The organism is Nostoc sp. (assembly GCF_036917515.1).
Taxonomy (GTDB): Bacteria; Cyanobacteriota; Cyanobacteriia; order Cyanobacteriales; family Nostocaceae; genus Nostoc.
Window position 1 is genome coordinate 23349 of the sequence record NZ_JBALDE010000258.1, and the last position, 20209, is coordinate 43557.

Annotated in this window: 22 protein-coding genes and 1 pseudogene; 12 read left to right on the top strand and 11 right to left on the bottom strand. The window is 41.5% G+C overall.

What is annotated here, in order from left to right; translation table 11 throughout:
- Positions 1-25: 25 nt before the first annotated feature.
- The 4 genes and pseudogenes from V7K89_RS33205 to V7K89_RS33220 form a co-directional block, all read right to left on the bottom strand.
- A pseudogene (locus V7K89_RS33205) lies at positions 26-1693 on the bottom strand (ribulose bisphosphate carboxylase small subunit); the annotation flags it as partial.
- 167 nt (positions 1694-1860) lie between these two features.
- The gene (locus V7K89_RS33210) at positions 1861-2163 is read right to left on the bottom strand and encodes a EutN/CcmL family microcompartment protein (RefSeq protein WP_322729866.1); all 303 of its coding nucleotides are present in this window, start codon (positions 2161-2163) and stop codon (positions 1861-1863) included.
- 6 nt (positions 2164-2169) lie between these two features.
- Complete coding sequence (locus V7K89_RS33215) at positions 2170-2514, bottom strand: carbon dioxide-concentrating mechanism protein CcmK (RefSeq protein ID WP_335195004.1); 345 nt, start codon at positions 2512-2514, stop codon at positions 2170-2172.
- 91 nt (positions 2515-2605) lie between these two features.
- On the bottom strand, positions 2606-2914 hold the full coding sequence (locus V7K89_RS33220) for a carbon dioxide-concentrating mechanism protein CcmK (protein WP_012410633.1): 309 nt from the start codon (positions 2912-2914) through the stop codon (positions 2606-2608).
- A 657-nt stretch (positions 2915-3571) separates the two neighbouring features.
- Here V7K89_RS33220 and V7K89_RS33225 point away from each other — a divergent pair.
- The 4 genes from V7K89_RS33225 (at position 3572) to V7K89_RS33240 (ending at position 9101) form a co-directional block, all read left to right on the top strand.
- Positions 3572-5428 carry an NAD(P)H-quinone oxidoreductase subunit F gene (locus tag V7K89_RS33225; protein ID WP_335195005.1) on the top strand — a complete coding sequence of 619 codons (1857 nt, stop codon included), beginning with the start codon at positions 3572-3574 and terminating at the stop codon, positions 5426-5428.
- An 88-nt stretch (positions 5429-5516) separates the two neighbouring features.
- Positions 5517-7022 carry an NADH-quinone oxidoreductase subunit M gene (locus V7K89_RS33230; RefSeq protein WP_335195008.1) on the top strand — a complete coding sequence of 502 codons (1506 nt, stop codon included), beginning with the start codon at positions 5517-5519 and terminating at the stop codon, positions 7020-7022.
- Between the two features lie 100 nt (positions 7023-7122).
- Positions 7123-8253: a CO2 hydration protein gene (locus V7K89_RS33235; protein ID WP_335195051.1), complete on the top strand. Its 1131-nt coding sequence runs from the start codon at positions 7123-7125 to the stop codon at positions 8251-8253.
- A gap of 116 nt (positions 8254-8369) precedes the next feature.
- Entirely contained in the window at positions 8370-9101 is a 732-nt protein-coding gene (locus V7K89_RS33240) for a class I SAM-dependent methyltransferase (RefSeq protein WP_335195010.1), read from the top strand.
- A 23-nt stretch (positions 9102-9124) separates the two neighbouring features.
- Here the strand turns inward: V7K89_RS33240 and V7K89_RS33245 are convergent, their stop codons facing one another.
- Together V7K89_RS33245 and V7K89_RS33250 are read right to left on the bottom strand one after the other, a co-directional pair.
- The gene (locus tag V7K89_RS33245) at positions 9125-9589 is read right to left on the bottom strand and encodes a GNAT family N-acetyltransferase (protein ID WP_335195012.1); all 465 of its coding nucleotides are present in this window, start codon (positions 9587-9589) and stop codon (positions 9125-9127) included.
- Positions 9590-9721: 132 nt separating this feature from the next.
- Positions 9722-10489, bottom strand: a complete 768-nt coding sequence (locus V7K89_RS33250) for a Uma2 family endonuclease (protein ID WP_335195014.1) — start codon at positions 10487-10489, stop codon at positions 9722-9724.
- 149 nt (positions 10490-10638) lie between these two features.
- On the opposite strand from V7K89_RS33250, the gene V7K89_RS33255 reads away from it, so the two are divergent.
- Both V7K89_RS33255 and V7K89_RS33260 read left to right on the top strand, forming a co-directional pair.
- On the top strand, positions 10639-11676 hold the full coding sequence (locus tag V7K89_RS33255; protein WP_335195016.1) for a serine/threonine protein kinase: 1038 nt from the start codon (positions 10639-10641) through the stop codon (positions 11674-11676).
- A gap of 60 nt (positions 11677-11736) precedes the next feature.
- Positions 11737-13104 carry a serine/threonine protein kinase gene (locus tag V7K89_RS33260; RefSeq protein ID WP_335195019.1) on the top strand — a complete coding sequence of 456 codons (1368 nt, stop codon included), beginning with the start codon at positions 11737-11739 and terminating at the stop codon, positions 13102-13104.
- 178 nt (positions 13105-13282) lie between these two features.
- Here V7K89_RS33260 and V7K89_RS33265 read toward each other — a convergent pair whose 3' ends face one another.
- From V7K89_RS33265 to V7K89_RS33285, 5 genes are all read right to left on the bottom strand, one after another.
- Positions 13283-13681 carry a helix-turn-helix domain-containing protein gene (locus tag V7K89_RS33265; RefSeq protein WP_335195021.1) on the bottom strand — a complete coding sequence of 133 codons (399 nt, stop codon included), beginning with the start codon at positions 13679-13681 and terminating at the stop codon, positions 13283-13285.
- Positions 13665-13964 carry a type II toxin-antitoxin system HigB family toxin gene (locus tag V7K89_RS33270; RefSeq protein ID WP_334985758.1) on the bottom strand — a complete coding sequence of 100 codons (300 nt, stop codon included), beginning with the start codon at positions 13962-13964 and terminating at the stop codon, positions 13665-13667. Before V7K89_RS33270 ends, V7K89_RS33265 begins: the two co-directional genes overlap by 17 nt.
- A 160-nt stretch (positions 13965-14124) precedes the next feature.
- Positions 14125-14757: a Uma2 family endonuclease gene (locus V7K89_RS33275; RefSeq protein ID WP_335195023.1), complete on the bottom strand. Its 633-nt coding sequence runs from the start codon at positions 14755-14757 to the stop codon at positions 14125-14127.
- A gap of 199 nt (positions 14758-14956) precedes the next feature.
- Entirely contained in the window at positions 14957-15319 is a 363-nt protein-coding gene (locus V7K89_RS33280) for a hypothetical protein (protein WP_335195025.1), read from the bottom strand.
- A 160-nt stretch (positions 15320-15479) separates the two neighbouring features.
- Positions 15480-15716 carry a hypothetical protein gene (locus V7K89_RS33285; protein WP_335195026.1) on the bottom strand — a complete coding sequence of 79 codons (237 nt, stop codon included), beginning with the start codon at positions 15714-15716 and terminating at the stop codon, positions 15480-15482.
- Positions 15717-15759: 43 nt separating this feature from the next.
- On the opposite strand from V7K89_RS33285, the gene V7K89_RS33290 reads away from it, so the two are divergent.
- The 6 genes from V7K89_RS33290 (at position 15760) to V7K89_RS33315 (ending at position 20119) form a co-directional block, all read left to right on the top strand.
- Positions 15760-15948: a hypothetical protein gene (locus V7K89_RS33290; protein ID WP_335195028.1), complete on the top strand. Its 189-nt coding sequence runs from the start codon at positions 15760-15762 to the stop codon at positions 15946-15948.
- Between the two features lie 26 nt (positions 15949-15974).
- Positions 15975-16253 carry a hypothetical protein gene (locus V7K89_RS33295; RefSeq protein ID WP_335195030.1) on the top strand — a complete coding sequence of 93 codons (279 nt, stop codon included), beginning with the start codon at positions 15975-15977 and terminating at the stop codon, positions 16251-16253.
- A 306-nt stretch (positions 16254-16559) separates the two neighbouring features.
- Complete coding sequence (locus tag V7K89_RS33300; RefSeq protein ID WP_335195032.1) at positions 16560-17054, top strand: hypothetical protein; 495 nt, start codon at positions 16560-16562, stop codon at positions 17052-17054.
- Positions 17055-17283: 229 nt separating this feature from the next.
- Positions 17284-17607: a DUF6464 family protein gene (locus V7K89_RS33305; protein WP_335195034.1), complete on the top strand. Its 324-nt coding sequence runs from the start codon at positions 17284-17286 to the stop codon at positions 17605-17607.
- A gap of 291 nt (positions 17608-17898) precedes the next feature.
- Positions 17899-19161: an ABC transporter substrate-binding protein gene (locus tag V7K89_RS33310; protein ID WP_335195036.1), complete on the top strand. Its 1263-nt coding sequence runs from the start codon at positions 17899-17901 to the stop codon at positions 19159-19161.
- Between the two features lie 7 nt (positions 19162-19168).
- The gene (locus tag V7K89_RS33315) at positions 19169-20119 is read left to right on the top strand and encodes a branched-chain amino acid ABC transporter permease (protein ID WP_335195038.1); all 951 of its coding nucleotides are present in this window, start codon (positions 19169-19171) and stop codon (positions 20117-20119) included.
- The last annotated feature ends 90 nt before the right edge of the window (positions 20120-20209 follow it).

A 20209-nucleotide genomic window follows, 5' to 3' on the forward strand; every position in this document is an offset into this window, starting at 1 on the left:
TGCTAGATGAGGCTACTTGATCGTTTGGACGTTGGATAATAGTCTCTAATACCCGCCGTTTGGCTTTGGGGTCAATACCAATTAAGCGTACATATTCCCCTTGGTATTCGCCGAGGTGTGCTTCTATAGCTGCGATCGCTTCTCTTTCTGAGGAGGCTTGGATTTGACCGATACTAGTCCAGGAATTTATACGGAAGCGGCGCTCATCCACGTGTTCAAGGCTAATTTTAGACCCGCCAGCCAATAATTGCCGGAGTTGGTCTACTACTTCAGAACTCAAGCGCTTACTGCTAGCTGTTCCCGTACCAGAGGGTGCTGTACTACTAGTAAACGATTTATGACTACCAGAGGAAGCTACTTGACCATTTGGACGTTGGATAATGCTTTCTAATACCCGCCGTTTGGCTTTGGTGTCAATACCGATTAAACGTACGTACTCGCCTTGATGACTTGCGATACATTCTTCCAAAGCCGAGATGACTTGATTTGTGGAAGTTGCTTCAATTGGCTTGCAACTAGTCCAAGAACCAGTGCGGAAACGCCGCTCATCTACGTGTTCCATGCCAATTTTGTAACCACCCGCCAATAGTTGGCGGATTTGCTCTAGAGTTTCGCCATTGACTTTGCCACTGCTAGAACCGTTACCATTACCATTATCATTGCTGTAGCTGCTGTAATTGTAACTGTTATTACCACGACTAGCCGGAGCTTTAAAGCTGGTAGCTGGTTTTGCATCATCATTAGGACGTTGGATGATGGCTTCTAGCACGCGCCGTCTACCTTTGTCAATGCCAAACAGTCGGACATACTCGCCGCTATGATTTGTTAAACAGCTTTCTAATGCTGCGATCGCTTCATTGAGCGATCTTGTTTCGATTGGTTGACAACTAGTCCAAGAACCTGTGCGGAAACGTCTTTGGTCTACATGTTCCGTACCAATTTTATACCCTTGCTCCAATAGATACCGCAACTGATCTATTGTTTCTCCACCCAAGCTATTGCTCGACACTTCATTACTCCTTTCCAACTCTAAAACAGTAATACCATTACCTGTATAAGAAGATTTAGCGTTCTCATCCCGAATGGGTGCTATACATTTAGTATCCGCAGCACAGAGATAACCAGCTCGTAATGCTTGATTAATTCCAACCACATGATGAGCAAATTCTTTATCCTGATCTTGCACATCTGGCAAACGGTCAGCTTGCTGTTGGCTGGTAATTATTGCTCCCGAAGGTACATACTTCCCAGCAGGAATCTCTACGTCTTGAATCAAAGCGTGCATCATCACGATGCAACCTGCACCCACCCTGGCATTAAATACCGTAGAGCGAAAGCCAATGAAGGAATTATCACCTACATAAGCTGGCCCGTGAATTAGAGCCATGTGGGTAATGCAAGCATTTTTACCAATCCATACTGAGTATTTATTTTGGTCATCGCCAATTACTCGGCCTTGCTCCAACCCATGAATGACAACACCATCTTGAATATTAGTATTTTCACCCAGATAAAAAGGTGTGCCTTCATCCGCTCTAATCGTAGTCCCCGGAGCAACGATTACATTTGCACCTATTCGCACATCCCCAATTAAATTGGAGAATGAATGTACAAAGGCAGTTTCATGGATTTTGGGTTCAGCTAAATTCCTTGACCACGGGGTTGGGGGTGCCGCCGTGCTGCGGACTGCCATCGCGAGATTCCTCCTGTATTGTCAATTGTCAGTTATCATTAGTCATTTGTCCTCTCTTACAAAGTTCTGATGCCTGCGGCGGGCTGCGCCAACGGAGGAAACCTCCGCTCAGACTTTGCGCTTTGTCATTTGTCGAGAGCTAATGACTAATGACTAATGACTAATGACTATCGATATTGATCTTTTTTGCTGTAAATGAGGCGATCTTCAACGTGAATGGTATCTATGATCGCCACCACTACTGCATCTAATGGACGTTGTTCATTTCCAAGCACTTGACGAGCAACACTGCCACGACTGACAAGTACCCACTCATCTACTCCTGCTCCTACACTATCTGCTGCTACCTCATATTGTGGCAGGATGTTTCCGTCTTCATCCACTAATTGTAACAACAGTAGTTTTACACCTCTAAGACTTGGATCTTTTTGGGTGCTAACTACTGTGCCGCGAACTTTGGCAACTTGCATTACGAATTACGGTCTTCTACCAAAAGGACGAATTGCATTTACATTTTCCCGGAACTGCTCTACGTCTTCGGTATAACGAATTGGGAGGACGTATTCCAAGTTTTCGTGAGGACGAGCAATGATATGAGTAGACAACACTTGTCCACCATAGACTCGCTTTACAGATTCAACTCCTGCGGCCACAGAAGCTTGCACTTCTGAAACGTCACCCCGAACAATTACCGTCACCCGACCACTACCGATTTTTTCATAACCTACTAGAGTAACACGAGCAGCTTTCACCATTGCATCAGCAGCTTCTACAACTGCTGGAAAGCCTAGCGTTTCAACCATTCCCACTGCAATTGACATTAGTTTTAATCCCTATTTCAAAGTTTTTAGCCTTGGACAAAAGTGATGCTCAATTAGGCAAAGAGCGTTAATTACTTTGTTTAAACAGCTTTTAAGTACGGAATTGTTCCACCGCTTCTGTGTAACGTATCGGCAAGACGTATTCTAAGTTTTCGTGAGGACGAGCAATGATGTGAGTGGATAACACTTCACCACCAAAGACTCTTTTTGCCGCTTCAACTCCAGCTGCTACAGAAGCTTGCACTTCCGAGACATCTCCCCTAACTATCACGGTGACGCGAGCGCTACCAATTTTTTCATACCCTACTAAGGTGACACGGGCGGCTTTCACCATCGCATCAGCAGCTTCCACTACTGCTGGAAAGCCCTTCGTTTCAATCATTCCAACTGCAATTGGCATCGCAGAACTCCTACAAAATTAATGCAATCTGTACTATCGTTTGAATTTTTTGACGGGGAGAGCCTGATCTTATAGCTAAGAAAACACTTCCAAATTAAGCATAAGAAAGCTTGGCGTTCCTGGCAATATAAATTACTATAATAGTTTATGATAAGAAAGTTTTAAAAAACTTAACATAAATTTATCTAGGCTTCTGAGCAATTAAAGTTTACTGATTCCTTGAGCAGCCACTTATGCTTTATAATTTCTTTATCACATTTACAAAACGACATTCATAACCAAGGCTAATCCTATCTGACGAGAGGTAAGCAGCGGCTGTATGTTTTACTGTATCTGTCTTTTCTCAAATCTTGTTAGGTGTACAAGGACTAAGTAAAAAATATATAAGTTTTTCAAATATATTGCATAAAGTACTTTGGTCAAAGTAGAAAGACAAATGTAAAAAGGTCAGTGATGTTAAGGCAAGTAAATGCTTTTACTTATGTAAAGTTATATTTTACTTATATTTAATAGGGTAGTGTTAAGTAAAAGTACTTCTGGAAGTGTAGTTAAAATAATAATAAAAAAACATCGATATTTTGATAAATTAATTTTATTAAATAGAAAATTGTTTTGATTTTTTTTAAAATAAAGGCTGAGTTATTAAGGGAAATTTAAATGGATCAATTTCTATTTTCAACAAGTTGGTTTGTGCCTTTGTATAGCTTATCAGGCGCAATTTTGACATTGCCGTGGGGAATAGGAATAATTCGGCGAACAGGCCCAAGACCTGCAGCATACTTCAACTTGTTGACGACCGTTTTAGCTTTTTTCCATAGCCTGCTTGTATTTAAAAATATCTGGGATAGAGAACCAGAAAACTTACTAATCAATTGGTTCAAAGCAGCAGATTTAGACTTATCTTTTTCCTTGGAACTGTCCCCAGTCAGTATTGGGGCAACAGTTTTAATTACAGGGTTAAGCTTACTGGCACAAGTTTACGCTCTGGGTTACATGGAAAAAGACTGGTCGTTAGCGCGTTTTTTTGGGCTACTGGGATTTTTTGAAGCAGCGCTATGTGGTCTAGCAATCAGTGATTCTTTGTTTCTCAGCTATGCCCTTTTGGAAGTCTTGACGCTTTCAACTTACTTGCTGGTGGGGTTCTGGTATGCTCAACCACTAGTAGTGACAGCGGCGCGGGATGCGTTTTGGACAAAACGGGTAGGAGACTTGTTGCTACTAATGGCTGTAGTGACACTTTCTACCTTAGCTGGGAGTTTGAATATTTCAGATTTATATGAGTGGGCACAAACAGCTAATTTAAGTCCAATAACATCAACATTGCTAGGGCTGGCGTTAATTGCTGGGCCTGCTGGTAAATGTGCCCAATTTCCACTGCACCTGTGGTTAGATGAGGCAATGGAAGGGCCCAACCCCGCTTCGGTAATGCGGAACTCTCTAGTCGTAGCTGGTGGTGCTTATTTACTGTATAAACTTCAACCATTGTTAGCCCTGTCGCCAGTTGCCCTGAATGCCTTGGTAGTCATGGGTACGGTGACAGCAATTGGGGCGACATTAGTATCCATAGCTCAAATTGACATTAAGCGATCGCTATCTCATTCTACTAGTGCATACATGGGGTTAGTGTTTTTGGCGGTGGGGTTACAGCAAGGGGGTGTAGCCTTGATGTTGCTGTTAGCTCATGCGATCGCCAAAGCATTATTATTTATGAGTTCTGGTTCAGTCATTTTGACTACCCAAAGCCAAGACCTAACAGAAATGGGCGGTTTGTGGTCACGAATGCCAGCCACCACCACTGCTTTTGTTGTTGGTTCAGCGGGGATGGTAACACTGCTACCACTAGGAAGTTTCTGGGCAATGTTAGCGTGGGCTGACGGTTTCGTGAGTATTAGCCCTTGGGTAATTGGGGTTTTAATATTAGTCAATGGTTTGACAGCATTGAATTTGACGAGAGTATTTAGATTAGTCTTTTGGGGTAAACCGCAACAAAAGACCCGTCGCACCCCTGAAGTTGGTTGGCAGATGGCCTTACCAATGGTGTTCCTCACAGTACTGACTCTGCTTTTACCTCTAATGTTACAGCAATGGTACTTACTACCAGACTGGGAAAGTATTAATTGGTATGTGGTGTTAGCCTTAGTTAGTTCTACGGTAGCGGGGGTAGGTGTAGGGTGTACAGTTTATCTACACAAAGCTTGGTCAAGATCCAGAATCTTGACATGGAGATTTCTGCAAGACCTGTTAGGTTATGATTTTTATATTGACCGAGTTTATCTTGTAACCGTGGTAAGTATAGTAGCATTGCTATCTAAAATTTCTGCTTGGAGCGATCGCTACTTGGTTGACGGTTTAGTAAACTTAGTTGGGTTTGCGACCATTTTCGGCGGACAAACTTTAAAGTACAGCATTTCTGGGCAATCTCAGGGCTATATGTTGACCATTCTAGCAGTTGTCAGCGTCCTGGGTTTTTTCATCAGTTGGTCATTGGGTTTACTAGATAAATTGCCTTTTTAGGAGACGCGATAAATCGCGTCTGTACAAAACGTAGAGATGTGATTTATCGCGTCTGTTATTCTCCCTCATCCCCGCTTACCCGAAGTCTATGCTTAGTGTTTTAATTCTAGTGCCGTTAATCGGCGCAGCTTTAATTGGTTTCTCACCCTCTGGCATCAGTGAGAAATTTGCCCGTAGGGTGGCTTTGGTCATTGCCAGTATTGCTTTCTTGTGGACAATCCTATTAGTAACTCAGTTCCATCCCGGAGAAATTACTCAACAGTTTGCTGAGTCTATCCCTTGGGTAGATGCTTTAGGGTTAAACTATAACCTTGGAATAGATGGTTTATCTTTGCCGTTGCTGGTTTTAAATGGATTGTTAACTTGTATTGCCATTTACAGCAGCGATGAATCCCTACAGCGTCCTAAATTTTATTACTCTTTGATACTGTTATTAAACACTGGAGTGACAGGAGCCTTTCTAGCACAAGATTTACTGTTATTTTTCCTGTTTTACGAGTTGGAGTTAATTCCGCTATATCTGTTGATAGCTATTTGGGGTGGTACAAGACGGGGTTATGCTGCCACTAAATTTCTCATTTATACAGCCGTTTCGGGAATCCTGATTTTAGCAAGTTTCCTCGGCATGGTTTGGCTGAGTGGTTCCTCTAGCTTTGCACTAGCAACTTTAAATACAACAACTTTACCTTTAGCAACACAGCTATTACTGCTAGCGGGAATTTTGATCGGTTTTGGGATTAAAATTCCCTTAGTTCCCTTCCATACTTGGTTGCCAGATGCTCACGTTGAAGCTTCCACGCCGATTTCTGTGCTATTGGCTGGGGTGCTGTTGAAGTTGGGAACTTACGGTTTACTGCGCTTTGGCATGAACTTGTTACCAGAAGCTTGGAGTTATTTAGCTCCTTGGTTAGCAATTTGGGCAGTAGTAAGTGTGCTGTATGGTTCATCCTGCGCGATCGCCCAAAGCGATATGAAAAAAATGGTAGCATACAGCTCCATTGGACACATGGGTTACGTGCTTTTAGCAGCGGCGGCGGCCACACCTTTAAGTGTGTTGGGTGCTGTGATGCAAATGATTAGCCACGGCTTGATTTCGGCAATGCTGTTTTTGTTGGTAGGGGTTGTGTATAAAAAAGCCGGCAGCCGTGATTTAACAATCATCCGAGGATTGCTGAACCCAGAACGAGGTATGCCAGTAATCGGTAGCTTGATGATTGTCGGAGCTATGGCCAGCGCTGGTATACCGGGAATGCTAGGGTTTATTTCCGAATTCGTAGTTTATCGGGGAAGTTTTCCAGTTTTTCCAGTGCAAACCCTGTTATGTATGCTTGGTACTGGTTTAACAGCAGTTTATTTCCTAATACTCGTTAACCGCGCCTTTTTTGGACGCCTATCTGCACCAGTTACCAACTTACCACGTGTGTATTGGAGCGATCGCATACCAGCTGCAATTTTAGCTGTGCTGATTGTGATTTTCGGCATTCAACCTGGTTGGTTAGTGCGCTGGACTGAACCAACAATTACAGCAATGGTAAATACCCAAAACGTAGTAGCAACAGTGTCCTTGGATAAAGCAATGGGGACTAGGGACTAGGGATTGGGGATTGGGGACTGGGGAAAAAGTTTTCCCAATGCCCAATGCCCAATGCCCAATGCCCAATGCCCCAATCCCTAAACTTTTTGGAGAGATAGCAATGGTAACTATTAAAAAGAAAGCTACTCACAATCCTTTAGCTGAGTATATTGAACGTCTACAAAATGGAGATGCATTACTCATTGATAGTCCAGAGAATGTATTGGAAGTTGTTGGTATTCTGAAAAGCTATGGGGTAGTTTTAGATGCTTACTCAATAAATCTTAACTATATTGCCGACTATCAGTTTTTAGTCTTTTTCCCATTTTTTAAATACTTTAATGGACAGGTTTCTTTGCAAAAATTACTCCGTCACTGGTGGCATGACCGAATAAATTTTGAATATGCCGAGTATTGCATGAAAGGCATGATGTGGCACGGTGGTGGCGGACTAGATACGTATTTAGATACACAAGAATTTAAAGAAAGAGCGCAAGCCGTTATCGCAGCAAAATTCCCAAATAATCCCTTTATTATGGCTATTAACCAACTCTTTCCAGATTTCTTAACAGAACAGTTGCGTGTATCTGCTTACTACAGCGGTTTAGGTCAATTCTGGCGAGTCATGGCCGATATGTTCCTCAACTTATCAGACCGCTATGACCGAGGCGAAATCAAATCGATTCCCCAAGTTGTAGACCATATTAAAGCAGGATTAGTGGCAAATGCATCAAACCCAATTACCTACGCTGTCAAAATTCGAGGTAAGGTCTATGAAATAATTCCTAAAAGCGTTGGTTTGACTTTCTTAGCAGATACAGCAATACCTTATGTAGAAGCAGTATTCTTCCGAGGAACTCCTTTCCACGGTACTGTTTCATACAATGCCCAAGGATATCAAATTCCTCCAGATCAAAGTCGATTTCAATATGGTGCATTGTATGCCGATCCTTTACCCATCGGTGGCGCGGGTATTCCTCCTACCTTGTTGATGCAAGATATGCGTCATTATCTTCCAGAATATTTGCACGAAATTTATCGTCGCAGTCTTCGGGGTGAAGATGATTTGCGAGTCCAAATTTGCATGAGTTTCCAAAAATCGATGTTTTGCGTGACGACAGCAGCGATTTTGGGACTGATGCCTTATCCTTCAGATACTAAAGATCCAAATGAGCAAAAAGGTAATCAAGTTTATTTAGAGAAGTGGATGAGTCGGTTCCAAACTTCGCGGTTACTAGATGTGAATAAATGACAGATAATTCCACCATTACTCACAAGGCATTTAAGCAATTTGAGCGCGACAAATTTTCTGTTGTAGCTCAAGAATACGATCGCGCGTAAGCGAAGCTCACCGCAGGTATCGCTGTTGTGACTTCTCAAGTAGATGAAGCCATATTGGATGCCGTGGGAGCTAAGTCTGGTACTCGCTTGCTAGACGTGGCTTGCGGCACTGGGTGGCTTAGTGCCGCAGCGCTAAAGCGGCAGGCTATAGTCACAGGATTAGACTTTGCAGAGAAAATGGTGGCCATTGCCAAAGGGCGATGTCCTCAAGGGTCATTCTATCAAGGGGACGCTGAAAACTTAACTTTCGAGTCGGGCCAATTTGAGGCGGTGGTTTGTAACTTGGGTATTCTCCATTTCCCAAACCCAGAAAAAGCGATCGCTGAATCCTTTCGCGTACTCAAACCGGAAGGGCGCTATGCTTTCACTTGCTGGACACCGCCAACACGCAATCCATTTATGGCTCTGATACTGGGTTCGGTGCAGACTTATGGCAGCATGAATGTGAACTTACCTTCTGGGCCACCCCTGTTTCGCTTTAGCAACCCCACTGAATGCGAAAGGGTTTTAAGCGCCGAAGGATTCACTCAGGTATCTCTCACCGAACTACCCATCAAGTGGACTTTCTCTTCACCTGAAGATGTGATGCCAAAGATTATTGTAAGTTCGGTGCGTTTGGGGTCGATGTTGGCAATGCAAAGCGATGAGCAACGGCGTAATATTGAGAACGCAATTATCGAGGGAGCCTCAAAGTATGTCACAGAAAATGGTGTGGAAATTCCCGCTTCTATGATGCTGACTCTCGCTTACAAACCATAAGCTAGAACAACCTTTGAATTTAGTCAATTTTTTAAGTATTTTTCCATGACAAAATTTATCAGCTTTTGCCCTCTACGCTCTACTTCTTGTTTTTTGATAACAATAAATCCCTGACTTTCAAAAAAAGGTTTAGCTGTAATACTGGCTTCTGTAAATAACTTTTCCAACCCTAAAGAGTTTGCTTTTAATTCAATCTGTTCTAAGATTTTCTTACCAACACCTTTCCTTTGAAAATCTTTATGACAATAGAAACGATCAATATGACCATTAGCCTCTAACTCTCCAAAACCAATAATTTTGTCTTCTTCTGCTATATAAGTAAACTTACTTCCTAAACTTTTAATCCAAACTTCAATATCCATGTTTGCTGGTGCCCAAGCAGCTACTTGTTCTTGTGTGTAATCGTGGATATTCACTTCATGAATAGTGTCGTAGAACAATTTCATAATTTCTTCAGTATCAGCTATTTCGTATATTCTTAATTTCATAAAGAAAGTAATTAATCACAAATAATCCCTCTTCTAAAAAACAAGGCAGGAGGCAGAAGGGAAGAAGATTTGACTTGTTTCTTCCATCCATTCCGTTATAGATGTAAATAAGTAGTTGATTTTTGATCAATATTATGCTTCTGGTTCAATGCCGAGCGATCGCAATTGAGCAATCAGAATCTCATTTCGTTGGCGTTCTTGTTCAGCACGTTGGCGTTCTTGTTCAGCGCGTTGGCGTTCTTGTTCGGCTCTTTCTTCACCAGTCAACAACAAATTACCTTGCAAATCCCACCAGCGTAGCCAAGGTAATTCCATATTCTGATATTGTCCTTGCCATATACCTAATTCAAGACCCAAGGGTGTAATAGAATAATGTCCACGTTCATTTGCTACTAATAACTGATATTGTCCACCAACTAATTCATAAACTTCCACACTGGCTTTACTTACTTCATAAATGCCGTAAAAAGCTGGATGAATTACTTGCTCATAAATCCAAAATTTGCCCTTCCAAGGAGTTTTGTCTCGTTCTTCGCTACCATCTCCAGAAACAAATTCCAAAGCAATCAACGGTGCAATAAATTCTCGCCACAACACATAAGACCTTCGTGAAAGTCCATCCAATGAAGGCGGTACATTCGGTACAAAAAACCAGTCGGGTGCTTCTGCGCCTTTTTCTGGGGGTTCGGTCAAGCGCCAGTAAATACCTAAATCCTGGCCGATACAATACTGACCATCGGAATATAACTGCTTCAGCACGGGTGTAATTGAGTCAGTCAGTAAAATGCTTTGAGGATGCTCTTGCCAGTTTTTCACGAATGTACCGTCAGACTCTGGTAGCTGCGTATGGTCAGGAAAAGGAGTAAGTTCGTCGGTGGTTGGATTGGTTGCAGAGGTCATAAGATTACCTTTGCACTGGATAAGGGTTGTTTTTTAGTTTAGCAATAAAGGCAGAAGCAGGGCGATCGCACCAGTTCTGTTAAGCTAGGCTCAAGTTATTAAGGCTCTCTTGTGTGAGAATTAATCTAAGCATTTTGGGAGTTGCAAAGATGGCTTGGGTAGCTGGCGATCGCTTGCAAGGTGGAAAATACACCATTGAAAAAGAGTTGGGAAGAGGACGCTTTGGCATCACCTATTTGGTGAAAAATAACAATGGCGATCGCCAAGTCATTAAAACCTTAAATGACGATTTACTAAATTCCCTGAACCAGTTGGAACGCGGACGACTGGAAACAATGTTTTGGCAAGAGGCGGTAAAACTTACTCAATGTAAACACAAACATATTGTGCAGGTTGCAGAACCGTTCAAAGAAGGAGAACACTGGTGTCTGGTAATGGAGTATGTGGATGGTGTGAGTTTAGCTGACCGTCGCCAACAAATACTTTCTGAATCAGAGGCTTTACGCTACATTCAACAAATTGGAGAAGCACTGATTAAAGTACATGAAAATCGGTTGATTCATCGAGATGTGCATCCAGGAAATATCTTTTTGCGAGTGCGAGAAGGACAACCGGAAGCGGTGCTAATTGATTTTGGTTTAGCTCTCGATTTCGACCATATCTTAACCACAAGTAGAACTAAAGAAACTTCTGAGGGATTTACACCGCCTGAGCTTTATGCTCAACATACTAAACCAACTGGAGCATATAGCGATATTTATTCTCTGGCGGCGACTCTTTATGTACTCCTGACTGGAAAAACACCAGTCAGTGCGCTCAAACGTAAAGCGGACAATGCTCCTTTAGTGGAACCGAAAAAACATAATCCTCAAATTAGCGATCGCACAAACCGCGCAATTTTAACAGGTATGAAGCTAGACCAGAAACAGCGATCGCAATCGATGCGGGAATGGCTCGATTCTTTGGGTTTGACTGGAGAAAACTTGCAGCCTTCAGTAATTGAACCATCTAAAACTAACTCAAATTGGGAGCGAAACATCCAGTTTTGGGGAGTGGTGATAGCGGCGATCGCAGCTTTAGGAGGCTTACTTGCAGGGGTGGGTGCTGTGATGGATAAATTAAAATCCCCTTCGTCTAATAGTCCACCATCAGTATCTCCCAGTCCGTCATCTAGCAAAACACCGTAGAATTAGCTAAACTCTCATTAAAACGCTTGCATTAAAGTAATTTTTTACTTAGAGGTATTCATGCCTTGGATAGCAGGACAACAATTGCAAAGTGGCAAATATGTAATTGAGCAAGTCCTGGGACAGGGGGGATTTGGGATTACTTATAAGGCTTTGCATGTTGAACTAAACCAGATAGTTGTAATTAAGACACCTAATGAATATCTCAGCCACGATTCGGAATATGAAAAGTACATAGAGAGATTTATCCAAGAAGGACGGATACTCGCACGTTTATCAGAAGACCCTCATCCTCATATTGTGGGAGTGATTGATTTGTTTCGGGAAGGTGCTACCCACTGTTTAGTAATGGACTTTGTTGAGGGAGAAAATTTGTTTGAGGCAGTGAGGCGTAAGGGGGCTTTACCAGAAGTGGAGATTCTACCTTGCATCCGCCAGATTGGGGAAGCTTTGAGCGTAGTCCATCAAGCAGGTTTAGTACATAGAGATGCCCATCCTGGAAACATCATGGTGCGGAGAAATGGCAAAGCCGTCTTAATTGACTTTGGAATCGCTAAAGAACTTTTACCTAAAACTTTGAGTTCAAAGGGTATTGCAGGTAATGAAGGGTTTGCGCCTTACGAGCAGATGAGCAGAGGCAGTCGAGAGCCAACGGTCGATGTTTACTGTCTAGCTGCCACACTATATTATGCAGTGACAGGTCAACGTCCCACAACTTCTCTAGCTCGCAAGCTTGATGATATGTCTCTGACTCCACCTAAACAAATTAATCCAAGCATCAGCGATCAATTAAATCAAGCAATTCTCAAAGGTATGGCGCTGGAGGCAAAAGACCGCCCTCAGTCAATGCAGGTATGGTTGAATATGCTAGAAGCACCAAAAGCAACACCTCCACCATCTGTTGCTCCAGTCCATAAAAAAGAAGTTGTTCGTTCCAAAGCCAAGCTATTAGAGCCAATTCCAAGTAAACTAAGTACTAAATCATCTAGAATTATTCCCTGGGGCCGGTTGATTGGTGTATTGTTAAGCTACCTATTGACAGGCTACTTGTTAGTAGCGTCTAACGCTCCGTACATAGTTTGGGCTGAGGCTTGGGCTTGGGCTTGGGCTTGGGCTGGGGCTGGGGCTGGGGCTGGGGCTGGAACTGGGGCTTGGGCTGTGGCTTGGGCTGTGGCTTGGGCTGTGGCTTGGGCTGGGGCTGTGGCTTGGGCTGTGGCTGTGGCTGGGGCTGTGGCTGGGGCTGGGGCTGTGGTTTGGGCTGTGGCTTGGGCTGGGGCTGTGGCTGGGGCTGTGGCTGTGACTGGGGCTGGAAATAAATTACTAGAATCTTTTGGCAAGTTTCATATTTTTCTAATTTTAGCTAGCACTTCTAGTCTAGGCTTGGGTTTGGGATGGTTAGGACATAGGATTTTTAATACAGGTTCATAGCTTACTCAAGCTTTAGAAGCTAAATGACAAAAGATTTTGTAGCTGTTGTATCGAGTGGAAAAGTGATGTCTAAGGACAAGCTGCTGCGCGTCTACGCACCTTTAACCTCATACCAAAATATTAAATTTTCGGCTCAATACCAAACGCTGGTTTTAAGAGCGTTGTTATGGAAGATAAGCTAGGTAAATAAACTGATATCTACATTAAAATAGTCCGCCAACGCTTTTGCTTGAGTTTTACTAATGGTGCGATCGCCATTAACAATTTGCGAGGCAATTTCCCATGAACCAATTACTTCAGCTAATGCTTCAGTTGTAGTATCGCGTGCGTCCATTAGATGTACTAACATCGAATTGGGTGTACCTTGGAGGATTGGGTAATGGGTATCTTCAAACTGCTCAATTAAAGTCACCAACAGTTGCAACAGCATTTCTTCTTCTGGTGTACGATTGGGACGATGTTCTAAGGTTAATGCAAGTGCGATCGCTTGTTCGTTTTCTGCATCCGTAGTAATTATTTTTGGCTGATATTCGGCTAGCAATTTACCATAAGATTCTGGATTAAAAGTACGGGTCATTTTTCCATTTATCCTTATCATATTCAGCGTGAGTCAGGACATATTTAATATAGATTCTTTGAGTTTCGTAAACAATATCAGCAATCAAACGGTAATTGTTTCCTTTAATATTAAACACAGTGAAGTTACCAACTGCTTCTGCTTTTGGGTAAATAGCCTGAACTTCAAGCAGATTTTTCCATTCAGCTTTAGTTGCTATCCTATACCAATCATAAAGTACTTCCCTTGCATCTGCATGTGCCTCACAAAATTCTCGTAGAATTCTGCGACTAATAACGTGCATTTAAATTTACTCTGATTACGATTCTTAAATTTTCTCTTATGCTGTCACCATTTGGCATTGTTGAGTGATAGCCAACGCTAGGTAAAAACAATCATACACAGTCTGCCCTAGTGCGTAGGCGCAGCCCGCCGCAGGCATCGCCATGACATATCGTAGTTAACTATGCTAATTTTTCTCTAACCCAAATACGAAAAGATTTCAACAAAGCAACCTCACCCATGCTTTGACTTTGCTGAAGAAATTTACTCATCTCATTCACTGAAATCAGAGGAAAAGCGATGCTAGATTTACACTCAACATATTGCCCTGCTTGCAACTGATAAAATTTCAAATTTTGCCCATCATATCGCCAAAGTTCATTTATAGCTAACGCTGCGTAAATATTAAATTTATTAATTGAACTATTAGTAATATCAATCTCAATTGCTAAATCAGGTGGTGGATCTATTTCTAAATTTAGACTTTTCTTACCTCTAACTCTTGGTTCATTTTGTATATAGTAGCAGTTATCTGGCTCTATCCCTTTTCTTGCTAATTTACGCTTCAATGTTGTAGAACCAGCACTTTTAATTTCTCTTCCTATTTCTTCAGTCAAAGCAAATATCAAGCGGTCAAATTGAATTTTGGGATTTTCATGTTCAAAAAGTGGTGTCATGATTTCTAAAGTACCGCTATCATAAGCAAACCGAGAGTCTCTATCCTCACCTGTGTCTTTTAGCAAGGCTTCAAAGGTTTCCCAGCTAATGTTATGTAGTACTGTTCTTTGTTCTGCAGGTGTTGACTGGACTAGCATATTAAAATACTTCTTTCATGACAATTTCAACGCCGAGCGATGTCTAACGACAAACCGCTATGCCTCTAAGCAATATTTCTCTAAAACTCAAGCGATCGCTATTTAAATGTTATCTTTTTTCTATTGGTTCACCACCTAACCAAGAATCTCCCGAATTCAATTCGAGAGAGTGTCAAAAAACCCAAATGTATTGTCTTTATCAAATAACAACCTCTTGCTTCGGCTTCCGCGCTGGACGCTTGCGTTCGCTGCGACGAACGCCCCCTGCCATTTTGTACTCATCGCTATTCTTGCCATACTTTGCAGCTACGTTGACTAACATATGTTCTGTTAGTTCCATCAGCGACTTTTCGGCTAATTCTAAAGCTCCCTGAGTTAGATCCACGGTGGAGAGGCTGGAGTTATAAGCTTCCAACTTGTCCTGTGTTTTTTTGATGGCGGTGGCAAAGCTGTCAATAGTGACTCCATTACCTAAATCTAAGCTGGGACTAATTGATTTCAAACCTGCAATCCGACGCTGTGCTCTATCAAGTGCTTTAGACCCACGTTTTGGACGTGACATATATAACTTTCCTTTTATTAATCATGCACTAGGATAAAAACTGAGTTATATCCTTGTCTTTACACCATTAGGATAAACAAAATCGGGGTGATTAACACCCGCAATATTCAGTAATATATAAAGTATTTAATACAAATAATATTATATTTGTTACGTGAATTTATTGATATTTATCTGAATTCAACAAACGACTGCCCGATTTCAACAAACGACTGCCCGAATTCAACAAATGATCGCCCGAATTCAACAAACGATCGCCTGAAATCAAGAAACGACTGCCCGAATTCAACAAATGATCGCTCGAATTCAACAAACGATCGCCTGAAATCAAGAAACGACTGCCCGAATTCAATAAACGACTGCCCGAAATCAACAAACGACTGCCCGAATTCAACATCGTACTTCTCGTTTGATTGCAGTATGCAACTCCTATTTAATTTTTGCGAAGCTCGGTGCGCCTTTATCTCGCTTTGCTGATGAAGATTCCCTGCGATCGCCCTGATTCTTCATGCTTAGTCTATGTAAAAATATTTAGAAAATTAATTTTAAAGTATAAAAATATACTATATAATAAAGATATAAGAAAGGCGATCGCCCTCGCGCAAGAGTCTGCGATCGCCTTCTTTTAACCCCAAAATCGGAGTCAAATATTATCATGGCACAATCAAAAAAGTTCGCCAAATCACAACCAGCCCAGTTTCTGGGCAGACAAGGCGGTGACATACCTCCTTTTCATTCATCTTTCCAAGACTCATCACCTAGAAGAGAACGGATTAAACATTTATTAATTGGTTCACCCAAAGCTGTTACCGGCACCATTCACTTGTTGCATGTTTTGGGCTATGCAAATGTAGGTGATTGGAGTCCACTACTACCAACAGCTAATCTTAATGAAGTTATGAGTATTTTAACCCGTCAGATTTTGACGCAATAATTCATACTGGGGTGCCCTTTGCACCCCTAAATCCCATATTCTGCATGAGTAATTGTACTCAATTTTTCCCTTTTGCAGGTTGCTTTGTCAAAATATGAATAGTGATTAGCCGGACATGATATAACGACAAACTGCTATGCATCTACGGAATATTTCTAAACTCAAGCGATCGCTATGAAAGGGAATTGGGAAGGGGACGGGCAGTTTTGGCTTTAAACAAAACCGGGGTGGGGTGATTTTATAGTACAAATTTACTAACTAGCTGCTAAAATGCTTTAAAAGTCAGCTAGCCTTGCTTGAGGTAGTATGAAAAAAATTCCAGACACGGACAAAAAGCCCATTTTGCTGTTCCAGCCTACATTTGTAACTACTGCGATAGTGCCACTGCAACCCCAAGAAAAAAAAATCATCAGTGAACAGGAGCGTTTTATAACGCAAGTCGAACGCATCAATCAGATGGCGGAAGAGTTAGAAGTAGCGATATTAGAGTTGAAAGCGATCGCTAACAAAATGAATACTCAAAAACGTTGCCCATTCTTGATAAAGGAGCTATGCAAAAATATTTGTCAGTATTTCGCAGTTAGCATCCCTTGGGTGAAACAAAAGTCTGACGAATCATTTATTTTGACAACGCGAAAAGTTGATTTATTCCGAGCCGAAAGAGAAGCTACACTGCTAGCACAGCAACTTCGTCAGCAAACCAGAAAAAGATTAGCATCGCAGCGACACAGAAAAAACAACAATAAAGCTGAAGCTGACACAAAACGCTTCTTCAAAAAGGTATTAGTCAACAAATCTTAAAATTATCAACATTCAACGGCAGATCACCCCTGAGGTTGTAACAGTTATGCTGGTTGAAGTGGCAGAAGGAACTTATTCCTCAAAATTGCTAGATACTACACTGCCATTATTTCTTTGCAACCATAGTTGGTGACAAAGAAACAAAGCCGCCCTAATATTTGCACTTCCGTAAAATCAGAGTGTAAACATCAGGGACAATCAATCAGCGCCCAAAGGAGGTAAAAAGAAGGTGTTAAAGGCACTTTTAGTAATTGCCATTGGTTTTTTACCGTCCCTGTTTTCCCTGTGGATGATGCGTAAAACCCGGCGATCGCGCTTGCGGATGAGGCAAGCAGCGATGAATTTTCCAATAGTACAGGGACGGCAAAACCTTAGACCTGTGGAAGGCGATCGCTATTATTTAGAAGGGGTAGGTTATCTAATTGGCGATATCAGCTGCAAATATAATGCCCGATCTGGCTACATGCGTTGTGCTGTCAATCCCGAAGGCCCATGTAACGGTTGCCGTCACTACGAACCGAAAGAATTAACTAGTAATGAAAAAAGCACTTAAGATTCCTCACTCAATACTCAACCCACCTAAGATTGTCTGGTTAACACAGACGCCCTGATGCAGATAATTTTCCAGCGACTTCATAGCACTAGAACCAGGTAATGATAAAATCATTACTAATTATAATAATTTGTATTTACAAGCACTTTGAGTATTTCTCTTTGCATGGTGAAATAAGAATGATTTAATAGAATTCGTGCAAAAGTGTAAATCTGCATCATTTTGTTTGCAGATTATGAACTTTGCTATTAACACTTGCCGAATATCTCATAACCAGATGATTATCCAACGATGAACAACGCGATCGCTCGGACAACAGCATTATTATCAACTTGCGCTTTGCTACTAACAGGCTGTGGTGGTGGCACTAGCACAGTGACAAATTCTTCAACTAATAGTCCTAATAGTACCCCAAATAACACTGCAACCAATACGCCAGCGACAACAGGTACATTATCAAGTGCTATTCCCATCGGTATTGGTGTTGCCCAAACTAGCAATGTGGCATTACTCGGTCAAGAGCAAGTTGCTGGAGCTAAACTTGCCCAGAAGTATTTTAATAGCAAAGGTGGTGTTAATGGTACACCAATTAAATTAGTTTTTCAAGATACTAGTGGTGATGAAGCAGGAGCAATTAATGCTTTTCAAACTCTAATTAATAAAGATAAAGTTATAGGAATTGTCGGGCCAACTTTGTCACAGCAAGCTTTTAGTGCCGATCCGATTGGCGAACGGGCAAAAGTACCAATTATTGGCCCATCAAATACTGCTAAAAATATTCCCGAAATTGGTGATTACGTTGCTCGTGTTTCTGCACCAGTTTCCATCGTTGCGCCTAATTCTGTGAAAGCTGCACTTAAGCAAAATCCCCAACTGAAAAAAGTCGCAGTTTTCTATGCTCAAAATGATGCATTTAGCAAATCAGAAACGGAAATTTTTCAGCAAACAGTTAAGGATCAAGGGCTAGAATTGGTAACAGTGCAAAAATTCCAAACCAGTGACACAGATTTTCAAAGCCAAGCTACCAATGCAATTAATCTTAAACCAGATTTGGTAATTATTTCTGGCTTGGCTGCTGATGGTGGTAATTTAGTTAGGCAATTGCGGGAACTGGGTTATAAAGGTTTAATTGTCGGTGGAAATGGTTTAAATACATCGAATTTATTTCCAGTTTGTAAAGCACTTTGTGATGGGGTATTGATTGCTCAAGCCTACAGTCCAGAACATCCAGGTGAAATTAACGCGACGTTTCGTAAAGCCTATATTGAAGAATATAAAAAAGAACCACCCCAATTTAGCGCCCAAGCTTTTGCAGCAGTGCAGGTTTATGTCGAAGCACTGCAATCTTTAGATAAGAAAAACAAAATCAACAAACTACAGCTACCAGAATTACGAACGCAGTTAAACAAACAAATACTTGCAGGAGCATACAATACACCGTTAGGCGAAATTGGTTTTACTCCTACAGGTGAAGTTGTACAAAAAGATTTCTATGTTGCCCAAATCAAAATGGAAAAAGATGGAAGTCAAGGTAAATTCACATTTTTAAAATAGTTGCTAGATGAATATCAATCTCTTTTTGCAGCAATTATTAAATGGGTTATCCATTGGCAGTGTCTATGCAATTTTTGCCTTGGGATATACCTTAGTTTATTCTATTTTAGGCATCATCAATTTAGCTCATGGCGCGATTTTTACCTTGGGTGCATATTTCACTTATGCACTTATGGGTGGGAACTTTGGATTTAATGGCTTGCTGGCTAATGCAGTCTTACCGATAAAATTACCATTTGCTATATCCTTAATTTTAGGAAGCACTTTGGCGGGATTGGTAGGGGTAGTGATGGAACGTGTTGCTTTTCAACCTTTGCGCCGTCAAGGCTCCGATCCCTTGCTAACTGTTGTTTCCAGCTTGGGGGTAGCAGTGGTAATTGTGAATTTAATCCAGTATTTAATAGGCGCGGAAAGTTACACGTACCCCGCAGATACTTACGGTAATTTGCCACCTGCAATTAACTTTGGTAGTCCAGAAAACCCAATTCCGATTCGCAGTGTTCAGGTGGTAATTTTTACTGTATCAGTAGTGATTGTGGTAATTCTTACCTATTTTATCAATCGAACTAAATATGGTAAAGCAATGCAAGCGATCGCAGAAGATCCAACTACAGCTAGTTTGTTAGGAATTAATAGCGATCGCTTTATCATCCTAACATTCTTTATCAGCAGTTTTTTAGCAGGATTAGCAGGAACTTTAGTCGCTTCTAGTGTTAGTATTGCTGGGCCATATTTCGGGATTGCTTTTGGATTGCGGGGTTTAGCGGTAATTGTCTTAGGTGGTTTAGGTAGTATTCCTGGTGCAGTGGTAGGAGGTTTGTTAATTGGATTAGTTGAGGCGTTTGTCCCTGCTGAATACTCTGGATATAAAGATGCAGTAGCCTTTGGAATTTTGTTTATTATGCTATTAGTTAGACCTCAAGGTTTGTTAGGACGGCGGTTTATTCAGAAAGTTTAAAGAAGCATAACACCATGAAAACATACATCAAACAAAAATTAACTTTCAAGCAATTTAAGGTTCAGAACAAATTGTGTCATTAACTTTTTC

Excerpts from the sequence above, each read along its gene's own strand:
- V7K89_RS33300 (WP_335195032.1), top strand. The coding sequence starts at position 16,560 with ATGAAAAAAATTCCAGACACGGACAAAAAGCCCATTTTGCTGTTCCAG.
- V7K89_RS33275 (WP_335195023.1), bottom strand. The coding sequence starts at position 14,757 with ATGCTAGTCCAGTCAACACCTGCAGAACAAAGAACAGTACTACATAAC.
- V7K89_RS33270 (WP_334985758.1), bottom strand. The coding sequence starts at position 13,964 with ATGCACGTTATTAGTCGCAGAATTCTACGAGAATTTTGTGAGGCACAT.
- V7K89_RS33220 (WP_012410633.1), bottom strand. The coding sequence starts at position 2,914 with ATGCCAATTGCAGTTGGAATGATTGAAACGAAGGGCTTTCCAGCAGTA.
- V7K89_RS33235 (WP_335195051.1), top strand. The coding sequence starts at position 7,123 with ATGGTAACTATTAAAAAGAAAGCTACTCACAATCCTTTAGCTGAGTAT.
- V7K89_RS33230 (WP_335195008.1), top strand. The coding sequence starts at position 5,517 with ATGCTTAGTGTTTTAATTCTAGTGCCGTTAATCGGCGCAGCTTTAATT.
- V7K89_RS33255 (WP_335195016.1), top strand. The coding sequence starts at position 10,639 with ATGGCTTGGGTAGCTGGCGATCGCTTGCAAGGTGGAAAATACACCATT.
- V7K89_RS33210 (WP_322729866.1), bottom strand. The coding sequence starts at position 2,163 with ATGCAAGTTGCCAAAGTTCGCGGCACAGTAGTTAGCACCCAAAAAGAT.
- V7K89_RS33295 (WP_335195030.1), top strand. The coding sequence starts at position 15,975 with ATGGCACAATCAAAAAAGTTCGCCAAATCACAACCAGCCCAGTTTCTG.
- V7K89_RS33265 (WP_335195021.1), bottom strand. The coding sequence starts at position 13,681 with ATGACCCGTACTTTTAATCCAGAATCTTATGGTAAATTGCTAGCCGAA.
- V7K89_RS33245 (WP_335195012.1), bottom strand. The coding sequence starts at position 9,589 with ATGAAATTAAGAATATACGAAATAGCTGATACTGAAGAAATTATGAAA.
- V7K89_RS33225 (WP_335195005.1), top strand. The coding sequence starts at position 3,572 with ATGGATCAATTTCTATTTTCAACAAGTTGGTTTGTGCCTTTGTATAGC.
- V7K89_RS33315 (WP_335195038.1), top strand. The coding sequence starts at position 19,169 with ATGAATATCAATCTCTTTTTGCAGCAATTATTAAATGGGTTATCCATT.
- V7K89_RS33250 (WP_335195014.1), bottom strand. The coding sequence starts at position 10,489 with ATGACCTCTGCAACCAATCCAACCACCGACGAACTTACTCCTTTTCCT.
- V7K89_RS33260 (WP_335195019.1), top strand. The coding sequence starts at position 11,737 with ATGCCTTGGATAGCAGGACAACAATTGCAAAGTGGCAAATATGTAATT.
- V7K89_RS33310 (WP_335195036.1), top strand. The coding sequence starts at position 17,899 with ATGAACAACGCGATCGCTCGGACAACAGCATTATTATCAACTTGCGCT.
- V7K89_RS33280 (WP_335195025.1), bottom strand. The coding sequence starts at position 15,319 with ATGTCACGTCCAAAACGTGGGTCTAAAGCACTTGATAGAGCACAGCGT.
- V7K89_RS33215 (WP_335195004.1), bottom strand. The coding sequence starts at position 2,514 with ATGTCAATTGCAGTGGGAATGGTTGAAACGCTAGGCTTTCCAGCAGTT.
- V7K89_RS33285 (WP_335195026.1), bottom strand. The coding sequence starts at position 15,716 with ATGTTGAATTCGGGCAGTCGTTTGTTGATTTCGGGCAGTCGTTTATTG.